Source organism: Streptomyces sp. NPDC002788 (genome assembly GCF_053592115.1).
Genome location: NZ_JBSFVB010000003.1, coordinates 453,654 through 474,206, shown reverse-complemented (window position 1 = coordinate 474,206; position 20,553 = coordinate 453,654). Strand labels below are relative to the sequence as shown.

Genomic DNA, 20,553 nt, shown 5'->3' with positions numbered 1-20,553 from the left:
CATGACCGCTCTCGCCGGGTCCACCCCCGACGCCCTCTGGGCCACGTCACTGCGCCGCTGGAACGCGGTGTGCTGGGTGCTGTTCGCCGTGATGGCCGTCGGGCTGGTCGCCCTCGACCGGCCCGGCGAGAGCAAGTACGCGGCGCTGGCCCTGCTGGGCGGGGTGGTGCTGACGTACGCGGTCCTGGACCGCTTCCGTCCAACCCGGTGGTCCGGCCGCACGGGTATCTCTCGGTGCTGGTGATCGCGTTGGGCGGACTGGCGTATCTGCGGGGCAACTACGCGGCGCTGTTCATGGTGACGCTGCCGCACTACTGGATGTTCGGGAGGACGCCGAGGGCCGCGATGTCGTTCCTGGGGCTCGCCACGACCGCCACCGTGGCCGGGAGCCTGCTGCGGCAGGGCTGGTCGGTGGAGTTCTTCACCGTGACGCTCGTGTCGACGCTGATCGTCGTCGCCGTGGGGGTGCTGATCGGGCTGTGGGCGCACTCGGTGGTCGGGCAGAGCGCCGAGCGGGCCCGGCTCATCACCGAACTGAAGCAGGTGCAGGCCGAGTTGTCCGAGGCGCACCAGAGGCAGGGCGCGGCGGACGAGCGGGAGCGGATGGCCCGGGAGATCCATGACACCCTCGCGCAGGGCTTCGCCTCCATCATCGTGCTGGCCGAGGCGGCCCGGGCTGGGCTCGACTCCGAACCCGCCAGGAGCGCGCAGCAGTTGCGGTCGATCGAGTCCACGGCACGGGAGAACCTCGCCGAGGCACGGGAGCTGGTCGGCTCGGCACAGCGTCCGGGCCAGGTCGCGGCCGGTTCGGTGGCCCAGACCCTCCGCCGCACCCTGGACCGGTTCGCCGAGGACACCCAACTCACCGTCGACGCCGATCTGGCGGACCTGAAGTGCGACCAGCAGACCCGGATCGCGCTGCTGCGCTGCACCCAGGAGTCCCTGGCCAACGTGCGCAAGCACGCCCGCGCCTCCACGGTCGGCGTGGTCCTGGCCCGGCAGCCGTACGGGGTGGAGCTGGAGATCACCGACGACGGGACCGGGTTCGTGGTGGAGGAGTCGTCGGGCTTCGGCCTGGACGGTATGCGCAAGCGGCTGGCGGAACTGGGCGGGAGACTGACGGTGACGAGTTCGGTGGGCGACGGGACGCGGGTGCTGGCGCTGATACCCCTGGAGGGACCGGCATGACCGGAGGGCCGCTTCGCATCGTCGTCGTGGACGACCACACCGTCATGCGTGCGGGAGTCGTGGCGCTCCTCGCCTCCGAGTCCGGCATCGAGATCGTCGGCGAGGCGGGCGACGGCCGCGCCGCCCTCGGCCTCGTCGAGCGCCACCGGCCCGATGTCGCCCTGGTCGACCTGCGTATGCCGGTGCTGGACGGAGTGGCGACGACGACCGAGATCGTGACGCGCTTCCCGCGCACCCGCGTGCTGATCCTCACCACGTACGACACGGACGCGGAGATCGAGCGCGCGGTGGAGGCCGGGGCGATCGGCTACCTCCTGAAGGACACCACCCGCGAGCAACTGGCCGACGCCATCCACGCGGCGGCGCGCGGCGAGACCGTCCTGGCCCCCAGGGTCGCCGAACGCCTGGTCGCCCGTATGCGCCAGCCCGCGCAGATCCCGCTCACGGCCCGCGAGTCGGACGTCCTGAACGCGGTCGCGGACGGCCTCACCAACGCCGAGATCGGCCGCCGTCTCGTCATCACCGAGGCCACGGTGAAGACGCATCTGCTCCGCCTGTTCGCCAAGCTCGACGTCAACGACCGGACACGGGCGGTGGTGGTGGCGATGGAGCGGGGGTTGCTGCGGCGGCCGTAGGCCGTTCACGACCCGACGCCAAGCCCGTCCGGGGCGATTCTCGGCATGTGCGACTGTCACACGGTCCGTCGGCCAGCCCCATCCCGGCCCGGCCCGTCCCGTCGGCGCCCCGGCCCAGCACCGGTCCGACGCCGGCCACCAGCCGGTGACGCGCGTCGACGGGGCCCGGGTCAGTCGCCCCGCGCCTGCCGCCGCACCCGCTCGGCCACCTCGCCCCCCTCGGTCTCCCACCAGGGCCTGACCAGTGGGGAAGGCTCTTTCGGAGTGGACGCCGTACGGGCGGCGGGCGCGAGTTCGCTGTCGAGGCGGCGGTCCAGTGCGACCGTCTGCGCGCGCTCGGCACGGACCCACTGGGCGAGGATCACCAGCAGGAAGGGCAGGGCGGCCAGTTCGGCGATGCCCAGCATCGCGCCGCCGCCGAGCTGCTGGTCGTGGTGGACGTCGGGCGACCAGGGCGGCGCGTGGTGCAGGTACCAGGCGCCCGCGATCAGGGTGCCGTGCGTCATGACCACCAGCCCGGGGAGCGCGTCGACGACGCCGTCCAGGAAGACCAGGGCCGCCCGCACGGGGTGGGTGCACCAGGCGGGCAGGGCCTGTTCGCGGGTGAGCACCGGCAGGACGAACAGGCAGCCGGCCGCCAGCAGGTGCAGGTACATCAGCTCGTGCAGCCAGCCGACGCGCAGGGCGGTGGCGAAGTACGGCGTGAAGTAGACGGTCAGCTCCGTGGCCAGCACCAGGACCGTGCTGACGAGCGGGAACGTCAGCGTCCTGACCAGCCGCCCGGTCATGATCCGCCGCACCCGGACCGCACCACCCGGGGGAAGTGCCTCCACCGCGAGCCGCAGCGGGTCGCCGAGGGCGAGACCCAGTGGCGCGAGCAGGTCGAGTCCCACGTTCTGCACGGCGGCGGGCCAGAACAGTTCATGGTCGTAGACGGCCAGCCCGGACATCGTCGCGACGACGATCGCGCCGAGGCCGAGCACGACGAAGGCGGCGAGGCGGGCCGGCGGCCAGGACCCGCCCCGGCCCCGGACCCGGACCACACCCCAGCCGTAGAGGCCGCCCAGGACGACGACGAGCACCAGCGCGGGCACGTCCGGCTGCCAGGTGCCGAGCAGCCGCCCGGTGGTCAGCTCCGGCAGGTACACAGCCGACAGTTCGCTCACGAGCGGACGATAACCGCCGAAGTTCAGAGGGTGGTCAGCGGGGGTGGGACGAGCACGGGACACAAGAGGCTGTTCATGATTGTGAATCTGAATCACGTAACAGTCTATTGACGCGTCCACGGGGAGCTTCTACGTTCCCCAGAAAGCGCTTGCCCCGGCCGGGTCCGCCACCGTCACCACCTTTGGAGACGAACCGATGCACCTGAGACCAGTGATCGCGTCCGTCGGCCTCCTGGCCGGCAGCCTCGTCGTCCTGTCCGGCAGTCCGGCCCAGGCCGCCGCCACCCGCTACGAGGCCGAGGCCTCGCCCGCCGTCTGCACCGGCACCATCGACTCGGACTGGGCCGGCTTCTCCGGCAGCGGCTTCTGCAACGGCACCAACGGCACCGGCGGCTACGCGCAGTTCACCGTGAACGCCTCCGCCGCCGGCACGGCGACCCTGAAGGTCCGCTTCGCCAACGGCACGACCTCCGCCCGCGCCGCCGACCTCGTGGTCAACGGCACGACGACCGGCACCGCGTCCTTCGAGAGCACCGGCGCCTGGAGCACCTGGGCGACCAAGACACTCACCGTGCCGCTTCGGTCGGGCAGCAACACCGTCCGGCTCAGCCCGACCGCCTCCGCCGGACTGCCCAACATCGACTACATCGACGTCGAGACGAGCGGCAGCGCCCCGCAACCCACCGGCCCGGTCCTGTACGTGTCCCCCAACGGCACCGACAGCGCGGCCGGTACGCAGGCGAACCCGACGACCCTCACCTCCGCGATCGGCCGCATCTCCGCCGGCGGCACGATCTACCTGCGCGGCGGCACCTACCGCTACTCCCAGACCGTCACCATCCCGGCGGGCCGGAACGGCACCTCCGGCGACCGCACGGAACTCTTCGCCCACCCGGGCGAGACCCCCGTGCTGAACTTCTCCGCCCAGAGCGAGGACCCGGCCAACCGCGGCCTCGCCGTCAACGCGTCGTACTGGCACATCAAGGGCCTCGTCGTCGAACGGGCCGGGGACAACGGCATCTTCCTCAGCGGCAGCAACAACGTCGTCGAGCGCACCGTGACCCGCTTCAACCGCGACTCGGGCCTGCAGCTGTCGCGGACGCTGTCCAGCACGCCCAAGGACCAGTGGCCGTCCCACAACCTGATCCTGAGCGCCGAATCGCACGACAACGCCGACTCCGACGGCGAGGACGCCGACGGCTTCGCCCCCAAGCTGACCGTCGGCCCCGGCAACGTCTTCCGCTACACCGTGGCCCACCACAACATCGACGACGGCTACGACCTCTTCACCAAGCCGGACACCGGCCCCATCGGCGCGGTGACCATCGAGGACTCCCTCGCGTACGACAACGGCACCCTCAGCGACGGCTCCCAGGCCGGCAACGGCGACCGCAACGGCTACAAGCTCGGCGGTGACGACATCGGGGTCGACCACATCGTCCGGCGCAGCATCGCCTACCAGAACGGCAAGCACGGCTTCACCTACAACAGCAACACCGGCGCGATGCAGATCTCGGACAACGTCAGCGTCGGCAACGCGCAGCGCAACTTCAACTTCGACTCCGGCAGCAGGTCGGTGTTCCGCGACAACACCTCCTGCGACAGCGGGTCGAACGACCGGATCATCGGCGACTCCGACGGCTCCAACCAGTTCTGGTCCGGCTCGAACGGCCCCCGCTGCTCCTCCTACGCCGGCGCCCTGCGCTGGTCGTTCGCCTCGGACGGGCGGCTCGTCGTGACGTTCGGCGGCGGCCGGTAGCCTGGCCGTACGGCATTGGCATGCACCGGTCTGCCGCACTGCTTCCTCTGACGCTGCGGTGAGGGCGGCGACGTGAGTCCGTCACGTCGCCGCCCTCGGCGTGCCCGCCACCGGCGGGCGCCGACGACTCACCGTCCCCCGCCCGCACGCGGCCCGGCGCCTCGTCGCCGCCGCGTCGTCGAGGAGCAACCATGCCTTCGCGTCCTGCCCGACGCCTGCCGTCCGACCGACTCCTGACCGTCCTGACCTGCCCCCTGTGCCCCTCCGGCCTCGAACCGGCCGACGGTGCCCTGCGGTGCGCCGGCCGGCACACCTTCGACATCGCCCGCCACGGCTACGTCAACCTGCTGACCGGCCGGCGGCGAGCCGCGAGCGCCGACTCCGCCGACATGGTCCGGTGCCGCGCCGCGTTCCTGCGCGCCGGCCACTACGACCCGCTCGCCCGCACCCTCGCCGCGCTCGCCGGCGGACTGGCCCCGCACGACGCCACCGTGCTGGACGCCGGAGCCGGCACCGGCCACTACCTCGCGGCCGTCCTGGACGCCCTCCCCGAAGCCCTGGGCGTGGGCCTGGACAGCTCCGCCCCCGCCCTGCGCGCCGCGGCCCGCGCCCACCCCCGCGCGGAGGCCGCCGGCTGGGACGTCTGGCAGCCCTGGCCCGTCCGCACCGGCTGCGCCCACCTCGTCCTCAACGTCTTCGCGCCCCGCAACGGACCGGAGTTCCACCGCGTCCTGCACCCGGACGGCGCGCTGCTGGTCGTCACGCCCACCGGCCGCCACCTGCGAAAACTACGGGAGAGTGTCGGGCTGTTGGCGGTCGACCCCGGGAAGGAGGAGCGTCTGCGCCGGACTCTGGCGAGCAGCTTCCGGCGCGAGCGCGCCGAGCCGCTGGAGTACGCGATGACCCTCACGGCCGGGGACGTCACCAGCCTGGTGGCCATGAGCCCGACCGCGCATCACCTCGGCACGGCGGAACTGGGCCGCAGGGTCGCCGAGTCGGGGACGCCGGTGCGGGCGACCGCGTCGTTCCTCGCGTCGGTGTACCGGCCGCGGCGGCCCGGCCCCTAGCCCTCGCCGGCCATGTGCTCCCGCTGCGCCGCCGTGAGCGTGCGGATCGTCAGGGCTGCGGTCGCGGCCGCCGCCACGCGATGACGAGATCGGCGTGGCGAGCGCCACCACGGCACAGCGGGCCGCTCCCCGGGCCGGGCGCAGGGCCGGGGCGAGGTCGGCGCGGTGGCGGTGGGGGGGTTTCTCGATCGGTCACCCGGTCATCCGGTCGTACTCAGCCCCACCGCCCGGCCCTCGTCGTCCCACCGCACTTCGAGGACATGGTGGACGGCGTCCCGGTCGAGGGGGCCGAACACGTGCGGGAACAGGGTGCCCCCGGTGACCCCGGGCGGCGGTGCGGGGGCCGCCGCCTCCCGCTCCACCCGCGCGGTGAGGCGCGTCTCGTCCAGGGCGAGCACCAGCAGGGGCCTGGGCGCGTCCCGGTAGAAGGCGTTGACGACGGCCAGCGTGGTCGCCTCGTCCGGGGAGCAGTGCACGAAGCCCTCCTCGGCGAGCGACGCGGGAGCATACGGCCGGTCGGGGGTGGTGTTCCAGACGGTGCGCGGTACGACGTGATAGATCATGGCCCCGTTATAGACCCCGGCGGGGGCCCTCAGAGGTTCGGGGAGTCCGGCCCGGATGCGGCGGGCAGACCTGCCGACCGTGCGCGACGAGGTCGGCGTCGTCGAGTCCCCGACGGGGGCCGCTACGCCGTCGCCGTCTTCACCCGCACGGCCCGCACCCGCGCCTCCTGCCCGCCGCCGACGCCGTCATCGGCGCGGCGGCCCGCCTGACCGTGGACGCCCTGCGCGTTCCTTGAGAGGACCGCGCCCGGCCGTCTCCACCCTCTCCGGTCAGAGCTGGAACTCGGCCGGAGACACCCCCAGCGCCGCGCAGGCCTCGCGCAGTACCGTCGCCTCGGCCTGGGAGAAGTGACCGTCGGCACCGGCGATGACCATGCCGGTCTGGATCACGGCCCTGGCCTCGGTGGGCTTCTTGGCGGCCTTGGCGATCTCCTGCATCGCCTCGGTCTTGCCGAGCTGGAAGTTGGCGGTCAGCTGGTCCACATGCTTGTTGAAGCGCGTGCGCAGCTGCTCCGGCGGGAAGTTCTGCAGCACGTCGTTGCTCAGGATCATCGACTCGACCTGCTGCCGCTCGGCCGGATCCACCTGCCCGTCCGCCGCCGCGACCAGGGCGCACATCGCCATGCTCGCGTCCCGGTACGCCCCGCTCTTCAACTCGTTCTTCAGCGACCCGAGCTGCGTCTTGAACAGACCGACCAGCTGGGCCTTGCCACCCCCGCCGGACCGCGTCCCGCCACTGTGCCCGCCGGGCGTCGCACCATGCCCGGCCTGCCCCTGCTGGAGGGCCTTCGCCTGGTCCTTGAGCCGGTCCCACACTGCCATCGCCGCCACCTCGGTATTCGTCGGCCTCACCTGGTGCACACGCTCACGCGCGCACACCCCTCCAACGTCCGACCCCCGGGCAAAGGTTCCGCAAAGCGCCCTCGTCCGGCCGAAGCACCGACTGCCCGCACCCGGTGACCGGGGCGGGCAGTCTCAGGGGCCCTTGCGGGCAGGTCAGGCGTCGTCGCGTGAGCGGAGCTTCAGGCGGGGCCCGAAGCGGAAGGCCGCGAAGCCCACGGCGGCCAGGGCCGCGGCGGCCGTGAGGAGGAGGCCGATGCCGCCCGTGCCCGTGGCGGCGAGACTGCCGCCGTTGAGGTCGGTGGACGTGCCGCCCGTGGTCGACGAGCCGCCGATCGTGCCGGACGAGCCGGTGCTGGTCGACGGGCTGGGCTCGGCGGACGGGCTCGTGCTCGGGTCGGCCGTGGGGCTCGGGGACGGGGACGGGGAGCCGGACCCGTCGCCGGGGCCGGGCTCGGGCTCGCCGTCGCCGGAGACGACCTCGACCGCGAACTGGGTCATGGCGTCACCGACCGACGCGGCGACCGTGTAGGTGCCCGTACCCTCACCGGCGGTCAGGGCCGGGGCCGTGGCCTTGCCGGACGCGTCGGTCTTCACGCGTACGGCCCGCTCCTCGCCCTCGAAGCGGGGCGCGTCCTCGCTGCCGTCCTCGACGCGGAACTCGACCTCCGTGCCGGCCGGTGCCGCCTGGCCCGACTTGACCACCATGGCGCGCAGCGCCTCGGCGAAGTCCCGGCCCTGTTCGGCCTTCTGCCCGTCGCCTCCGGCGACGCTCACGACGTACGGGGATTCCTTGACCCGCACGGTGAAGGCCGTCGACGCGCCCAGCGTCTTCGCCCGGACGGTGAAGGAGCCCTCCTTGCGGCCGCTCAGGCCGATCCACGGGGTCTGCGCACGGCCCTGGGCGTCGGTCGCCACGACGGTCTCGTCGTCGTCCGGACCGCCGGTGAGGTCGAAGAGCGGCTTCAGGCCGTCCGGGTCCTCGACGGTGAAGGTCACCGAGGTGTCCGCGACCGGCTCGCCGTCCTTGTCGCGGGCCACCACGGCCAGCGGCTTGACGTCATGGCCCGGCTGGGTGGTCACGTCGGTGCCGGAGACCCGGGTCAGCCGGTCGACCGCGGGGGACCCCTGCCACTGCAGGACGATCCGGCCGGGGCCGCCGGGCGCGCGGACGCCGCCCTCGGCCACACCGGAGTCGATCGGGTTGTCGGACGGGGCCCAGAACGGGTCGGTCTTCGCCGGCGCCGTGTGGCCGGTGCCGACGGCGAGCTCGGCGTCGTCCACCCGGGCCGGCTCGGCGTAGCTGGAGCCGCCGCCACCGCTGCCGCTGGTCGGGGCGTTGCCGGTGGACGCGCCGGTCTCGGCACCCGTGCCGCCTCCGCCGCCCGCGTAGCCGGCGCCGCCTCCGCCACCGCCGTAGCGGCCCGCGCCGCCGGCGCCCCCGGCGCCGTCCTTGGCGTGGTCGGCGCCCGCGGCACCGTTGCCGGTGCCCGCACCGCCCTCGGCACCGGTGGCGCCCTTGCCGCCGCGGTCCTTGTCGGTGCCGTCCCGGCCGGACTCGCCACCGGCGGCACCGGCGGCACCGGCCTGGCCGTCGGCCATGTCACCGCCCCCACCGCCACCGCCGGCGACGACCAGCGTCGAGCCGGTGCTCGTGCGGATGGCGCTGCTGTTGCCGCCGCGCGCGGCGCCGCTGCTGCCGCCCTTGCCGCCGAGGGCGTCACCGGTGTTCGGTCCGGCGACGGCGAGACTCAGCACCTCACCGGGGCTGACTTTCAGCGTGCCGGTGACGAAGCCGCCCGCACCGCCGTTCGCCCTGGAGGTGCCGGCGCCGCCCTCTCCCCAGGCCCGTACGTCCAGCTTCGTCACCCCGGACGGCACCGTGAACTCCTGCTTGCCCTTCGCCGGAACGAACAGCCGGCACCCGGAGAACCCCTCCGTGGGACCGCACGCCTTCCCGGCGGGCGCGGCACCGCCGGCGGCCGTCGCGCCAGGCGCGCCCGTGAGGGCGGTGCCGCCGGTCAGCGCCAGCAGGGCCAGGGCGGCCGCGCCCCGCCGGACCCGGGCGCGGCGCGGCACGGCGGAATCGTGATGCATCAAGAGAACTCCCCGACTTGTCACAAGCTCCCCCCCTGGGAGCCATGACTGCTCGATCAGAATCGAACAGGACTAGTGAGACAGCTGATCAAATGTGAGGCGGTCGGTCAACGGGGAATCGTCGATCCGGGGCAGCCGCGCGAGTTGCTCCCCACGGGCCTTCGGGGCGGCGAGTCCGGCCTCGGGGGCGGCCGGGCAGAGGGCCCGGACGACGTGTGCGGCGAGGGCGTTGTCGATCGCGTGCGGCTGCGGTACGCCGTCCTCGTCGAGGCTCTGGTACTTCATCAGGTTCTGCGCGACGGCCACCTGCCGCATGCCGTCCCGGCTGGACAGCGCGATCGTGCCGGCGCCGAACACCGCTCCGTCGTGCCCCCAGAAGCGGCCGCAGCCGGGCACTTCGAGGGCGTAGATGCCCAGGCCGTAGTCCATGCCGGAGACCGGGACCGTGCGCGTCATCTCGTCGAGGGAGGCCGCGCGGACGAGCTTCCCGCCGAGCAGGGCGCGGTAGAAGCGGTTGAGGTCGTCGGTGGTGGAGACGACCGAACCGGCCGTGTACGCCCACGACATGTCGTAGACGCTGTAGTCGCGGGGCGGGTCGATCAGGCCGTAGAACGACTCGTACATCCGCGGGTGCGGGCCCTTGATGTACGGGGAGCGCGGCAGGTACGTGTGGCGCAGCCCGGCCCGGTCGATGACGTTGCGGGTGAGGTAAGTGTAGGCCTGTTGGCCGGTGACCTTCTCCAGGAGCAGCCCGGCGATGACGTAGTTGGTGTTGGAGTACGAGCCCGGCACCGCACCGGGGCGGCCGGTCGCGGGGGCCGCGAGGCCGAGCCGCACCAGTTCCCGCGGGCGGATGGAGCGGAAGCGCTCTTCGTCGAGGCTGGCCGTCGAGCCCTGGGTGAGGGAGGGGAAGGCGCCCGCGACGTAGTCGCCGATCCCGCTGGTGTGGTTGAGGAGCATCCGGACGGTGATCCGCCGGCCGCGCTCCCCGGGTATCAAGTCCGGAAGGTAGTCGCCGACGGGAGCGTCGAGCCGGATCCGGCCGCGCTCCACCTGCTGGAGCAGGCCCACGGCGGTGAAGGTCTTGCTGATGCTGCCCACCCGCTGCCGCATGCCGGGCGTGACCGGGCGGCCGGTGTCCACGTCGGCTACGCCGGAGGCCCCGGTCCACCGTTCGCCGCCGTCCCGCACGGACGAGAACACGCCGTACATCCCGGCCTCGTGGACGGCGTCCAGCGAGGCGCGCAGCGCGGGTCCGGCCGGAGACGCGGAGCCCCGGGAGGCGTCGGTGCCGGCGTGCGCTGGCGCGGTCAGTACGGCGGTGGTCGCCAGCAACGTGGTGCCCAGGACGGTTCCGAGGAGCCCGGCGATACGCAACAGCTCGTCCCTTCCCTGCTGTTCGAGTTCGATCTCCGAACGGGTCGGGATCATCGTCATGGGAAGTGGACGGCCCTCACATCCTTCCGGGGGATGATCGGAATCCAGCCGTCGGCCGATGGCGTTCCGTCAATCAGCTTCTCTGGGCGGTGACTTCGCGCGAGCGACCGGATCCGCTCGCGGCCGGCGGCCCGATGTCCTGGGGACGTTCGAGGGGGGCGGCGGCCGAGCTCGCCCGGCTCGGCGAGGCGGCGACGGCCTCACGCTGGTGTTAGGGGCCCTTGCACTATGAGCGTCCGATCAGGTCGCGTGGTCCGGTGCCGTGCATCGCAAGGCGCCGGAGGGCCCTGGTGGCGTAGCTACCTGGGCGCTTCGGCAACGCGGCGAGGCGCGGTGCCAGGCCGCGCGACCCGGGCGGGCACAGTGCAAGGACCCCTGAGAGACGCCGCAGCTCGTTGACCGGTCCGGCCGGGACGGGAAGACGGGCGCCGGCCGGCCCTTCCCGGACACGATCCGGCGCGGCCGCACGGAGGGCGGCATCGGTCCCGCGCCGGACGAGGAGAGGGTGCGCAACCCTGCGCGAGGCCGTCGCGCCAGGGCCCGGTCACCGGCGGGGCACGGCAGCGGGAAGGCCGGTCCGGGCTCCCGAGCGGCACACGCGGGGACGCGACGGCCCGGTCCGGCCTTCCTCTGGCCGCAATCTGCCACCCTCAAGCCCGCCCCGCCTCCCGGGACGGCCCGAACGGGGACGGGCCCGGGCCTGTGACGAGGAGCGCACCCCGGCCTTCTCGGGCGGCGCGGGGCGCGGGCGCGCCGACGCGACCGCTGGCGACATCCGCGCCCGCGCCGCCCTCGCGGCCCGGCCGCCACCATCGGACATTCCAGGCGCTTTATCGCATACCGTCGGCGATAATCGGACTATGAGAACGGCAACGTACGAACTGCTGGCGGCCTCGTCCGATCACGCGGTCGCCGTGACCATCGCCTTCATCGGCGGGGCGATCATCGCCTGCGCGCTGATCTGGGGCGTGCGGGTCGGGATGCAGGTCATGGACAAGGACACGCACCACCCCGGCCCCGAGGAGCAGCCGCACCTGCCCGACACCGGGCCGGTCCGCGAGATGCGGGAGATGCGGGAGCCCGACGACGTGCCCGTCGTGGCCCGTGACGGCAAGCGGATCCTGCCCCACGAGCTGCACCGCGCGAGCACCAGGACCGGCAAGGACCAGAAACCGCGCCGCTGGTCGCCCGGATCCAGCGGATCCTTCGGCGGCGGCGGCCTCGGACGTACGTGACGCCGCGGTGCCGGGAGGCCCAGGGCCTCCCGGCACCGCCACGGCTCCCCAAGGAGGCGAGATGGCTGCCCGCCACCGGACCCGCGGGGCGACGGGAGGGACGGCCCTGGCAGTCGCCCTCGCCGCGGTGCTCGCCGGCTGTGGCGGCGACAGCCCCGCGGAGACCGCCCGCGAGGCGGAGTCGGCCGTCGGGTCGATCGCCTCGCAGGCCTCCGAGGCGGTGGAGTCGGCGACGGCGGAGGCCGGACGCCGGCTCGACGACATCCAGGACGGCACCGACGTCAAGCGCGACGTGAAGGTCGCCACGCCCGCCGTCGGCACCGACGGCCGGGCCCGGGCCGAGGTAACGGTCACCAACAGCGACGACACGGCCCGCTCCTTCGCCGTGCAGATCAACTTCACCGACGGCGAGGGCCGGTTGCGGGACACGGTCCTCGTGAACGTGAACAACGTGCAGCCCGGCGATTCCGCCGCGGCCACCGCCCGCACCACCCACGACCTGTCCGGCGAGGTCCGCGCGGAGGTCGCCCGGGCGGTGCGCTACTGACCGGTGCGCTACTGACCGGCGCCCGCCTCCGCCACCGAGATGTCGATCCGCTCGCTCATCGCGCTCACCCCGTTCAGGGTGGCGATCGCCTGGAGGCGGTTGGCGCCCTGCGGCAGGGCCGCCGGGCCCGGTGTGCACGCCCGGGAACCGTCGGGGGCGGCGGTGGCCGCACAGGCCTCGCGCTCGTCCTTGTCGCGGACGATGACCTGGCCACCCGGATGCGCCGTTCCGGAGATCTCCGGTACGGCGGTCAGCGGTACGCCGGACAGCGGGCGGGTCAGCGTCGGCCCGGCCGGGCCCACGGTCACGGCGCGCCGGCCGGCGGTCCGCGGAACTCCCCGCGCGTCGGTGATCCGCAGGACGCACTCGCGCAGCCGCGTGCCGGGCACGGCGTCCGCGGGGAGGGACAGCACGAAGGGGAACGTACGGTCCGGCCAGGGCTGCCCGGCCGCGTCGCCGGTGACGGTGTACGTCCTGGTGCGGCCGTCGGCGGCGACCGAGCCGCGGTAGCCGGAAGTGTCGAGCGGGGTGCCCGTCACCCGGGTGCCGCGGGGCGCGGCCAGGGTCAGCGTGGCTCCCGGGGTCGCCGCCCGGACGCCGGTGACCTCGACGCCGCCCTCCGGCCGGGTGCGATGGTCGCGGCACCCCACAGGTCGCCGCTCCGGGCCGTCGCGGGCGTAGAAGGGAGCGCGAGCACCCCGGCGACGACGGGACCGGCCACGGCTGCTGTCTTCCAGGACCTGTTCGCGGGCGGGGCTCCCTGTGCGGACGCCGACGGCGCTCCGCCGGTGATTCTCGCGGGTGCCCCGCGGGCGGCGCGTGCCGCTGGGCCGTGCGGGTGGCGGACGCCGGGCCCGCCCGCCCCGGTGCCGGCGGGGCGGACCCGGGTTCGGTTTCGGGCTAGCGCCCGAGCCACACCGTTGTGTCCGGCCCGAGCCGGCCGTCCTCCAGGGGGGTGCTGCTCAGCAGGACCTCACCGGCCGGCAGCGGGACCGCCGACGCGGACAGGTTCGTGACGCAGCGCCAGCCCACGCAGCGGTCGAACTGCAGGACACCGTCCGGGGCGTCCGCCGCCCAGGTCAGGTCCTCGCCGTCGAGGAGTTTGCGGCGCAGCCGGAGGGCCGTGCGGTACAGCTCCAGGGTGGAACCCTCGACGCCGTCCTGGGCCTCGACGGCACGGGCGGCGAAACCGGGCGGCTGCGGCAGCCAGGCGCCGCCCGGCCCGAAGCCGTACGACGGTCCGGTCGTGGTCCACGGCAGCGGCACCCGGCAGCCGTCGCGGCCCTTGCGGACGTGGCCCGTCTGCTCCCAGATGGGGTCCTGGAGCACCTCGGTGGGCAGGTCGGCGACCTCGGGCAGGCCGAGTTCCTCGCCCTGGTAGACGTAGGCGGAGCCGGGCAGCGCCAGCATCAGCAGCGTGGCCGCCCGGGCCCGGCGCAGCCCGGCCCCCTCGTCGACGGCCGGGGCGTGGCCGCCGGAGAGCAGCCAGGCGTTGAGGTCGGTGCCGGGCGGCAGCATGAGGCGGGAGGCGTGGCGGATCACGTCGTGGTTGGACAGCACCCAGGTGGCCGAGGCTCCGGCGGCCCGGGCGGTGGCGAGCGAGTCGGCGATGACCTGCCTCAGCTCATCCGCTTCCCAACTCGCCTGAAGATACTCGAAGTTGAAGGCCTGGCCGAGCTCGTCCGGGCGGGCGTACAACGCGCGGCGGGCCCCCGGCACCCATGCCTCGGCGACGGCCATGCGCGGCGGGCGGTAGGCGTCGAGGATCTTGCGCCAGTCGCGGTAGATCTCGTGCACGTCGTCGCGGTCGTAGAAGGGGTGCGTGCCGGGCGGCAGCGCGGTGAGCGCCTCCTCACGGCTCAGCTCGGGCCGGCCGAGGTCGCGCAGCGGTTCGCTCAGGTCCTTGACGAGGGCGTGGGCGACGTCGACCCGGAAGCCGTCGACCCCGCGGTCGGACCAGAAGCGCAGGGTGGTGCGGTAGTCGGCGCGGACCTCCTGGTTCTCCCAGTTGAGGTCGGGCTGTTCGGGGGCGAACAGGTGCAGGTACCACTGGCCGTCGGGCACTCGCTTCCAGGCGCTGCCGCCGAAGACGGACTGCCAGTCGGTGGGCGGGAGTTCGCCGTGCTCGCCGCGGCCGTCGCGGAAGACGTACCGGTCGCGGGCCGCCGACCCCGGACCGGAGTGCAGGGCCTCCTGGAACCACACGTGCTGGTGCGAGGAGTGGTTGGGCACGATGTCGACGATGACCTTCAGGCCCAGCCGGTGGGCCTCGGCGACCAGCGCGTCGAAGTCCTCGAGGGTGCCCAGCCGCGGGTCGACGTCCCGGGGGTCGGCGACGTCGTAGCCGCCGTCGGCCAGCTCGGACGGGTAGAACGGGCTCAGCCACAGGGCGTCCACGCCCAGGGCGGCGAGATGACCGAGGCGGCGGGTGATGCCGCGCAGGTCGCCGAGTCCGTCACCGTCGGCGTCGGCGAAGCTGCGGGGATAGATCTGGTAGACGACGGCCTGACGCCACCAGTCGGGGTCTTTGGACGACAGGTCGAGGGTGGAGCGATCGGTCACGCGGTCTCCTTGGCAGGGCATACGGGCGACAGCATTAAATCTGTCCAGAATGCCGGAAAAAGGAACCATCGTGTTGGTCGGAGGCATCCATTCCTGCTGTGACGGAAGCGTGATGAAGCGGTAACTTCCTTTGTATCGCCGCAGGTTGACAGCGTGCTGCGGCGCGGCCACGATGGGGCGCACTGAGGCGCATGTGACCAATGAGCCCAGTGTCCTCCGACCACTCACCCTCCGGTGCGGCCCCGGCAGCCGCGCGCCGCGCGCTGCCCGCATGCCGCCACCCGGGTTCCGGCACAGCCAAGAAATGGGATCCGCATGTCCATAGCGAGACGTGTCACCGCGCGCCGCCTGCTGGGGACGGGCGCCGCGGCCCTCGCCCTCTGCGCCGCCTCCGCCACCACCGCCTTCGCCACCGGTACGCCCGGTGGTGACGGCTGGTCGTCCGGCGGCAGCTACAAGCCCGGGACGGGCGCGGGCACGGAGACCGGGACCGACCGCTGCCAGTTCTCGCTCGACGGCACGAACTTCTACGACTCGGTCAAGGTCGACGACCAGAACCTGAAGCCGACCGAGGACGGCAAGGTCCACATCAAGGTCCGCACCGCCGGTGACGCGTCGACCTGCACGGCCTCCCTCGCGTCCTACCTCGCCCACGGCGCGACCTTCGCGACCTCCGGCGAGCAGGTGTTCGTCGACTTCGACACGGTGACGGTCAAGCCGGGCGGCACCGAGTCGCTCGACATCGCCATCCCCGACCAGGGCTGCTTCGGGCAGATCGACCTGTACCGGGGCGCGGTGAAGTTCGACGGCCAGCTCGACGCGAAGGACGGCTTCGAGCACGGCGAGCTGCCCGTGGGCCCGGACCGCCCGGTCATCAAGGACAAGCTGATCGCGGCGTGGAACGGCGGCACGAAGGACTGCACGCAGACGCCGCCGCCCGCGGAGCCTCCGGCGAGCTCGACGCCCCCGGCCACCCCGTCGGAGCCGGCCGAGGAGACCACGCCGCCGGCCACTCCTTCGGAGCCCGGCGAGCCGTCGGCCCCGCCGTCGAAGGACACCGACACGCCCACCCCGAGCGCCTCCGAGTCGACCACGGCCCCGGCTCCCAAGCCGAACGGCGGTGGCGGCGACCTCGCGGAGACCGGCGCCAGCAGCAGCACGGGTCCCCTCGCCATCGGCGCGGGAGTGCTCCTGGCGGGCGGCGCGGCCCTCGTGATCACCACCCGCAGGAAGCGCGCGGCGCGTTCCTGACGACATGAAGGGCCCGGGGCGCCGCAGCCCCGGGCCCTTCGGTCGGCCGGGCCTCCTCAGGCCCCTTCCACCACCGTCAGCCACAGCTTCACGTACCGCTCCGCGTCGACGCCCAGCGCCACGTCCACCAGGGGCTGAGCGCGGGTTCCCTCGTGGATCTCGGACTCGCCGGGCCGCGGGCGGCGGTCGACGAGCGTCTGGCCGCGGGCGGGCCCGGGAGCCAGGGCGACCTCGACCGGCAGGCGCTCGAGGGTCAGACCGCCCGGGTCGATCACCGCGCACACAGCGCCCGCGTCGCCGAGACCGCCCGTCGGGGTGGGGTCCCCGGAGGTGGCCGGGTCGCGGTGGGCGAGGAGTTCACCGGCCAAACGGAGGACGGGGTCCGTGGCCGCGCGCAGGCGTTGGACATCGGCCGCCGGGACCAGGACCTGCTTGAACACGTCCAGGCCGTACATGGTGATCGGCACCCCGGCCGTGAGCAGGATCGCGGCCGCCTCCGGGTCGTGCCACACGTTGAACTCCGCGACCGGTGTGGCGTTCCCGGTCGCCACCGCACCGCCCATGAACACGATCCGCTCGATGTTGCGCACCACCTCGGGGTGCGTGCGCAGGAGCAGCGCGATGTTCGTCAGCGGCGCGGTCGGGATGAGGGTGACCGGCCGCGGCGAGGCGAGGATCTCGCGGCGCAGCAGCGTCACCGCGTCCACGTCGACGGGCACACGGGTCGGCGCGGGCAGCCCCAGGTCCCCCATCCCGTCCTGTCCGTGCACGTGCCGCGCCGTGCGCACGGGCTCGATCAGGGGGCGCTCGGCTCCCCGGGCCACCGGGATGTCACCGGCACCGGCCTGCTCCAGCACGGTCAGGGTGTTGCGGACGACACCGTCGACGTCCGTGTTCCCGGCCACGCAGGTGATCGCCCGCACGTCGAGCGCCGGGTGCCGTACCGCGAACAGCAGGGCGAGGGCGTCGTCGACGCCTGTGTCGCAGTCGATGATCACCGGGATGCGCTGGCCGTCCGTCACGGCGGGCTCCTTCCACTGTTCCCACACGGGTCTCCACCGATGACCCTACGGCCGGCGGTCAGGTCTGCCGTATCGCCCTGATGTCGAACTCCAGCGTCACCTTCCGGCCGACCATGCCCCGGCCGCCGCTGACGCCCCAGTGGCCGCGGTCGATGGCCGCCCGGCCCGTGAAGCCGACCCCGAAGGCGCCGTGCGGGTCGTTCCCGGCGTCGGTCAGCCGGAGGTCCACGGTGACCGGCCTGGTCACGCCGCGGACGGTCAGACCGCCGGTGACCCGGAAGCCGGTCTCGCCGGCCTGCTCGACCCGGGTCGAGGTGAAGGTGAGGACGGGGTGGGTCCCCGCGTCCAGGAAGTCGCCGCCGCGCAGGGTGGTCGTCGCGCCTGCGGTTGCGGGTCTGGACGCTCCGGGCGCGGATCGTGAGCCGGGCGGTGGACTTCGACGGGTCGGCGCCGCCCAGCCGCGCGCCGCCCTCGAACGCCTCGAACCGCCCGCGGACCCTGGTGATCCCCAGGGCCCGCGCGGTGAAGCCGATGCGCGTGCGGGCGGTGTCCAGGACGTAGTCGCCGGTCAGTTCGCCGAGTGTGGTCGTGGTGGTCATGGTGGTGTTCTCCTGGAGGGTGCGGGGCCTGGTGGCGGTCTCAGCAGTACGACGACGCAGCCCTGCGGAATGTGAGGCGAGGTGCGGCGGCCTGACATTCCGGGACGCTGTCTCGTCGGAGGAGTGGGGGCCATCGCGACCGAGGGAGTCATCCGCACCATGAGCACACCGTCCGGGCCGGAAGACGGCCTGAGCGCGATCACCCGCGAGCGGCGGCAGCTGATCAATCTCGCGTACCGGCTGCTCGGCTCGCTGGCCGAGGCCGAGGACGTCGTGCAGGAGACGTACGCCCGCTGGTACGCCATGTCTCCGCGGCAGCGGGACGGCATCGAGTCCCCCGGCGGCTGGCTGACGACCGTCGCGGGCCGTATCTGCCTCGACCTGCTGGGCTCGGCGCGGGCCAGGCGGGAGCGGTACGTGGGTGAGTGGATCCCGGAGCCGCTGCCCGGCCGCACGGAGTGGGTGGGCGGACGGTGGGACGACACCGCGGCCGAACCGGCCGACCCCGCCGACCGCGTCACCCTCGACGAGTCGGTCACCATGGCCTTCCTCGTCGTGCTCGAGTCGATGACCCCGGCCGAGCGGGTCGCGTTCGTCCTGCACGACGTGTTCCGCTACTCCTTCGCCGAGGTGGCCGACGTCGTCGGCCGCACCCCGGCGGCCTGCCGCCAGTTGGCCTCCTCGGCCAGACGCCGCGTCCGCGCGGCCCGGCCGCCCGCGACTCCGGCGGCCGAGCGCGCGGGCCTCGTCCGGGCGTTCCGGCAGGCTTGGCAGGCCAAGGACATCGAGGGCCTGATCGGCCTGCTGGCGCCCGACGCCACGGCGACCGGTGACGGCGGCGGGCTCGTCCCGGCCGCACTCCACCCGGTCGAAGGCGCCGAACCCATCGCGCGCTTCTTCGCCGAACGGGCCCGCGCCCTGCCCGACGTGACCCTCCAGGAGTGCGAGGTCAACGGCGAGCCCGGACTGGTGGCCCAGCTGGACGGCGTCACCGTGTCGGTGCTGGCGTTCGAGGTCGCGGGCGACCGGATCCAGCGCATCTGGGCCGTGCTCAACCCCGAGAAGCTCCGGCCCTGGACGGCGGACTGACCCGTCCGTGGGAAGGCACCGGGAACCACCCCCGGCCTGCCGCCCACGAAGCCCCGCGCACCGGTGTCCGCCCTACACCTCGTCCCACAGGGTGGTGCCGCGAGCCGCCACCCGGTCCCCGATCCGGTGCAGCAACTCCTCGGGGGGCAGGGCGTCGAGGCGGCGGCCGTCCCGCAGGCGGGGCGCCACGAGCCCGGCGGCGGCCTCCCGCGCGCCGATGACCGCCTGGTAGGGGACCAGCCGGGCCTCGCGGATGCGGGCGGCGAGGGTGCCCCGGTCGGGGCCGGTGACCTCGGCGCGCAGGCCCAGTTCGAGGGCGCGTCGGGCCAGGGCGTGGGCGTGCTCGTCCTGCTCGTCGCCCACGGGCAGGACGGCCAGCTGCACCGGGGCCAGCCAGGCGGGGAAGGCACCGCCGTGGGCCTCGACGAGGTGGGCGACCGCGCGTTCCACGCTGCCGATGACGCTGCGGTGCACCATGACCGGGCGGTGCTTCGCCCCGTCGGGGCCGATGTAGTGCAGGTCGAAGCGTTCGGGCTGGTGGAAGTCGATCTGGACGGTGGAGAGGGTGGCCTCCCGGCCGGCCGGGTCGGTGATCTGGACGTCGATCTTGGGGCCGTAGAAGGCCGCCTCGCCCTCGACGGCCTCGTAGGGGATGCCGGAGCTGTCCAGGACCTGGCGGAGCAGGGCGGTGGCCCGCTTCCAGAGGTCCGGGTCGGCCACGTACTTGCCGCCCTCGCCGGGCAGGGAGAGCCGGTGGCGGGAGGCCCGGATGCCGAGGTCCGCGTAGGCACGGCCGATCAGCTCCAGCGCGGCACGGGCCTCCTCGACGGCCTGCTCCAGGGTGCAGAAGATGTGGGCGTCGTTGAGGGTGATGGCCCGCACCCGGGTCAGTCCGCCGAGCACACCGGACAGCTCCGAGCGGTACATGCCGCCCAACTCGGCCATGCGCAGCGGCAGTTCGCGGTAGCTGTGGGAGCGGGAGCGGTAGATCAGGGCGTGGTGGGGGCACATGCTGGGGCGTAGCAGGACCTGTTCGGCGCCCAGGTCCATCGGCGGGAACATGTCGTCGCCGTAGTGGTCCCAGTGGCCGGAGGTCTCGTACAGCTCGCGTTTGCCGAGGACGGGCGAGTACACGTGCCGGTAGCCGGCCCGCCGTTCCGCGTCGCGGATGTACTCCTCCAAGGTGTGCCGCATGATCGCGCCGTCGGGCAGCCAGTACGGCAGCCCCGCGCCCATCAGCGGGTCGGTGTCGAACAGTGCCAGTTCACGGCCGAGTCGGCGGTGGTCGTACATGGGGGGCTCCTCCGGGTCTGCGAGGGAGCGAGCACCACGCGACGAAGCCCCGGGGCACTCACCCCGGGGCTTCGGACACTCATGTCAGCTGTCAGCGCGCCGGGACACTCTCCGGCGTCGTCGTGGAGGACGGGCGGGGCGGGACGCGCTGCATGGGCGTGACCGTAGCTGGTGGCGCGGCGTCGGAGCGAGGGATTTTCCGT

The 20,553-nt window shown here is 73.6% G+C and carries 17 protein-coding genes and 2 pseudogenes; 8 read left to right on the top strand and 11 right to left on the bottom strand.

Features of this window, described 5'->3' with window-relative positions:
• The first annotated feature begins 1 nt into the window (after window position 1).
• Together ACWD1U_RS08790 and ACWD1U_RS08785 are read left to right on the top strand one after the other, a co-directional pair.
• Window positions 2-1,188, top strand: a pseudogene (locus ACWD1U_RS08790) (sensor histidine kinase).
• A complete protein-coding gene (locus ACWD1U_RS08785) occupies window positions 1,185-1,823 on the top strand; it encodes a response regulator (RefSeq protein ID WP_451105710.1) in 639 nt (212 codons plus the stop codon). The pseudogene ACWD1U_RS08790 and the gene ACWD1U_RS08785 overlap by 4 nt, the downstream one beginning before the upstream one ends.
• 170 nt (window positions 1,824-1,993) lie before the next feature.
• On the opposite strand, the gene ACWD1U_RS08780 is transcribed toward ACWD1U_RS08785, so the two are convergent.
• Complete coding sequence (locus ACWD1U_RS08780; protein ID WP_451105708.1) at window positions 1,994-2,989, bottom strand: cytochrome c oxidase assembly protein; 996 nt, start codon at window positions 2,987-2,989, stop codon at window positions 1,994-1,996.
• Window positions 2,990-3,185: 196 nt separating this feature from the next.
• On the opposite strand from ACWD1U_RS08780, the gene ACWD1U_RS08775 reads away from it, so the two are divergent.
• Together ACWD1U_RS08775 and ACWD1U_RS08770 are read left to right on the top strand one after the other, a co-directional pair.
• Window positions 3,186-4,748, top strand: coding sequence for a carbohydrate-binding protein (locus ACWD1U_RS08775; protein WP_451105707.1), 1,563 nt, complete (start codon window positions 3,186-3,188; stop codon window positions 4,746-4,748).
• A gap of 191 nt (window positions 4,749-4,939) precedes the next feature.
• Complete coding sequence (locus ACWD1U_RS08770) at window positions 4,940-5,815, top strand: putative RNA methyltransferase (RefSeq protein WP_451105705.1); 876 nt, start codon at window positions 4,940-4,942, stop codon at window positions 5,813-5,815.
• A gap of 200 nt (window positions 5,816-6,015) precedes the next feature.
• On the opposite strand, the gene ACWD1U_RS08765 is transcribed toward ACWD1U_RS08770, so the two are convergent.
• The 4 genes from ACWD1U_RS08765 to ACWD1U_RS08750 form a co-directional block, all read right to left on the bottom strand.
• Window positions 6,016-6,378, bottom strand: coding sequence for a DUF952 domain-containing protein (locus tag ACWD1U_RS08765; RefSeq protein WP_451105704.1), 363 nt, complete (start codon window positions 6,376-6,378; stop codon window positions 6,016-6,018).
• A 270-nt stretch (window positions 6,379-6,648) separates the two neighbouring features.
• Complete coding sequence (locus ACWD1U_RS08760; RefSeq protein WP_451105702.1) at window positions 6,649-7,200, bottom strand: tellurite resistance TerB family protein; 552 nt, start codon at window positions 7,198-7,200, stop codon at window positions 6,649-6,651.
• Between the two features lie 174 nt (window positions 7,201-7,374).
• The gene (locus ACWD1U_RS08755) at window positions 7,375-9,315 is read right to left on the bottom strand and encodes a glycine-rich protein (RefSeq protein WP_451105701.1); all 1,941 of its coding nucleotides are present in this window, start codon (window positions 9,313-9,315) and stop codon (window positions 7,375-7,377) included.
• A 72-nt stretch (window positions 9,316-9,387) separates the two neighbouring features.
• The gene (locus tag ACWD1U_RS08750) at window positions 9,388-10,692 is read right to left on the bottom strand and encodes a serine hydrolase domain-containing protein (RefSeq protein WP_451105793.1); all 1,305 of its coding nucleotides are present in this window, start codon (window positions 10,690-10,692) and stop codon (window positions 9,388-9,390) included.
• 920 nt (window positions 10,693-11,612) lie between these two features.
• On the opposite strand from ACWD1U_RS08750, the gene ACWD1U_RS08745 reads away from it, so the two are divergent.
• Window positions 11,613-11,987 (top strand): DUF6479 family protein, encoded by a 375-nt coding sequence (locus ACWD1U_RS08745; RefSeq protein ID WP_451105699.1) that lies wholly within the window; start codon window positions 11,613-11,615, stop codon window positions 11,985-11,987.
• A gap of 61 nt (window positions 11,988-12,048) precedes the next feature.
• A complete protein-coding gene (locus ACWD1U_RS08740) occupies window positions 12,049-12,534 on the top strand; it encodes an FxLYD domain-containing protein (protein ID WP_451105697.1) in 486 nt (161 codons plus the stop codon).
• 8 nt (window positions 12,535-12,542) lie between these two features.
• On the opposite strand, the gene ACWD1U_RS08735 is transcribed toward ACWD1U_RS08740, so the two are convergent.
• Both ACWD1U_RS08735 and ACWD1U_RS08730 read right to left on the bottom strand, forming a co-directional pair.
• Entirely contained in the window at window positions 12,543-13,184 is a 642-nt protein-coding gene (locus tag ACWD1U_RS08735) for a carboxypeptidase regulatory-like domain-containing protein (RefSeq protein WP_451105695.1), read from the bottom strand.
• A 250-nt stretch (window positions 13,185-13,434) separates the two neighbouring features.
• Window positions 13,435-15,117: a glycoside hydrolase family 13 protein gene (locus ACWD1U_RS08730; protein WP_451105693.1), complete on the bottom strand. Its 1,683-nt coding sequence runs from the start codon at window positions 15,115-15,117 to the stop codon at window positions 13,435-13,437.
• A gap of 294 nt (window positions 15,118-15,411) precedes the next feature.
• Here ACWD1U_RS08730 and ACWD1U_RS08725 point away from each other — a divergent pair, with 294 nt between their 5' ends.
• Complete coding sequence (locus tag ACWD1U_RS08725) at window positions 15,412-16,347, top strand: LAETG motif-containing sortase-dependent surface protein (RefSeq protein WP_451105691.1); 936 nt, start codon at window positions 15,412-15,414, stop codon at window positions 16,345-16,347.
• 56 nt (window positions 16,348-16,403) lie between these two features.
• On the opposite strand, the gene ACWD1U_RS08720 is transcribed toward ACWD1U_RS08725, so the two are convergent.
• From ACWD1U_RS08720 to ACWD1U_RS08710, 3 genes and pseudogenes are all read right to left on the bottom strand, one after another.
• On the bottom strand, window positions 16,404-17,369 hold the full coding sequence (locus tag ACWD1U_RS08720) for a nucleoside hydrolase (RefSeq protein ID WP_451105689.1): 966 nt from the start codon (window positions 17,367-17,369) through the stop codon (window positions 16,404-16,406).
• A 58-nt stretch (window positions 17,370-17,427) separates the two neighbouring features.
• The gene (locus ACWD1U_RS08715; protein ID WP_451105791.1) at window positions 17,428-17,718 is read right to left on the bottom strand and encodes a YceI family protein; all 291 of its coding nucleotides are present in this window, start codon (window positions 17,716-17,718) and stop codon (window positions 17,428-17,430) included.
• Window positions 17,719-17,809: 91 nt separating this feature from the next.
• A pseudogene (locus ACWD1U_RS08710) lies at window positions 17,810-17,968 on the bottom strand (YceI family protein); the annotation flags it as partial.
• A gap of 159 nt (window positions 17,969-18,127) precedes the next feature.
• On the opposite strand from ACWD1U_RS08710, the gene sigJ reads away from it, so the two are divergent.
• On the top strand, window positions 18,128-19,057 hold the full coding sequence (sigJ, locus tag ACWD1U_RS08705) for an RNA polymerase sigma factor SigJ (RefSeq protein ID WP_451105687.1): 930 nt from the start codon (window positions 18,128-18,130) through the stop codon (window positions 19,055-19,057).
• Between the two features lie 72 nt (window positions 19,058-19,129).
• On the opposite strand, the gene thrS is transcribed toward sigJ, so the two are convergent.
• Complete coding sequence (thrS, locus tag ACWD1U_RS08700; protein WP_451105685.1) at window positions 19,130-20,350, bottom strand: threonine--tRNA ligase; 1,221 nt, start codon at window positions 20,348-20,350, stop codon at window positions 19,130-19,132.
• Between the last annotated feature and the right edge of the window lie 203 nt (window positions 20,351-20,553).

What these genes read in the sequence shown, in the direction of transcription:
- ACWD1U_RS08740 (WP_451105697.1), top strand. Translation starts at nt 12,049, where the DNA reads ATGGCTGCCCGCCACCGGACCCGCGGGGCGACGGGAGGGACGGCCCTG.
- ACWD1U_RS08745 (WP_451105699.1), top strand. Translation starts at nt 11,613, where the DNA reads ATGAGAACGGCAACGTACGAACTGCTGGCGGCCTCGTCCGATCACGCG.
- ACWD1U_RS08785 (WP_451105710.1), top strand. Translation starts at nt 1,185, where the DNA reads ATGACCGGAGGGCCGCTTCGCATCGTCGTCGTGGACGACCACACCGTC.
- ACWD1U_RS08770 (WP_451105705.1), top strand. Translation starts at nt 4,940, where the DNA reads ATGCCTTCGCGTCCTGCCCGACGCCTGCCGTCCGACCGACTCCTGACC.
- ACWD1U_RS08755 (WP_451105701.1), bottom strand. Translation starts at nt 9,315, where the DNA reads ATGCATCACGATTCCGCCGTGCCGCGCCGCGCCCGGGTCCGGCGGGGC.
- thrS (WP_451105685.1), bottom strand. Translation starts at nt 20,350, where the DNA reads ATGTACGACCACCGCCGACTCGGCCGTGAACTGGCACTGTTCGACACC.
- ACWD1U_RS08725 (WP_451105691.1), top strand. Translation starts at nt 15,412, where the DNA reads ATGTCCATAGCGAGACGTGTCACCGCGCGCCGCCTGCTGGGGACGGGC.
- ACWD1U_RS08765 (WP_451105704.1), bottom strand. Translation starts at nt 6,378, where the DNA reads ATGATCTATCACGTCGTACCGCGCACCGTCTGGAACACCACCCCCGAC.
- sigJ (WP_451105687.1), top strand. Translation starts at nt 18,128, where the DNA reads ATGAGCACACCGTCCGGGCCGGAAGACGGCCTGAGCGCGATCACCCGC.
- ACWD1U_RS08760 (WP_451105702.1), bottom strand. Translation starts at nt 7,200, where the DNA reads ATGGCAGTGTGGGACCGGCTCAAGGACCAGGCGAAGGCCCTCCAGCAG.
- ACWD1U_RS08775 (WP_451105707.1), top strand. Translation starts at nt 3,186, where the DNA reads ATGCACCTGAGACCAGTGATCGCGTCCGTCGGCCTCCTGGCCGGCAGC.
- ACWD1U_RS08730 (WP_451105693.1), bottom strand. Translation starts at nt 15,117, where the DNA reads ATGCCCTGCCAAGGAGACCGCGTGACCGATCGCTCCACCCTCGACCTG.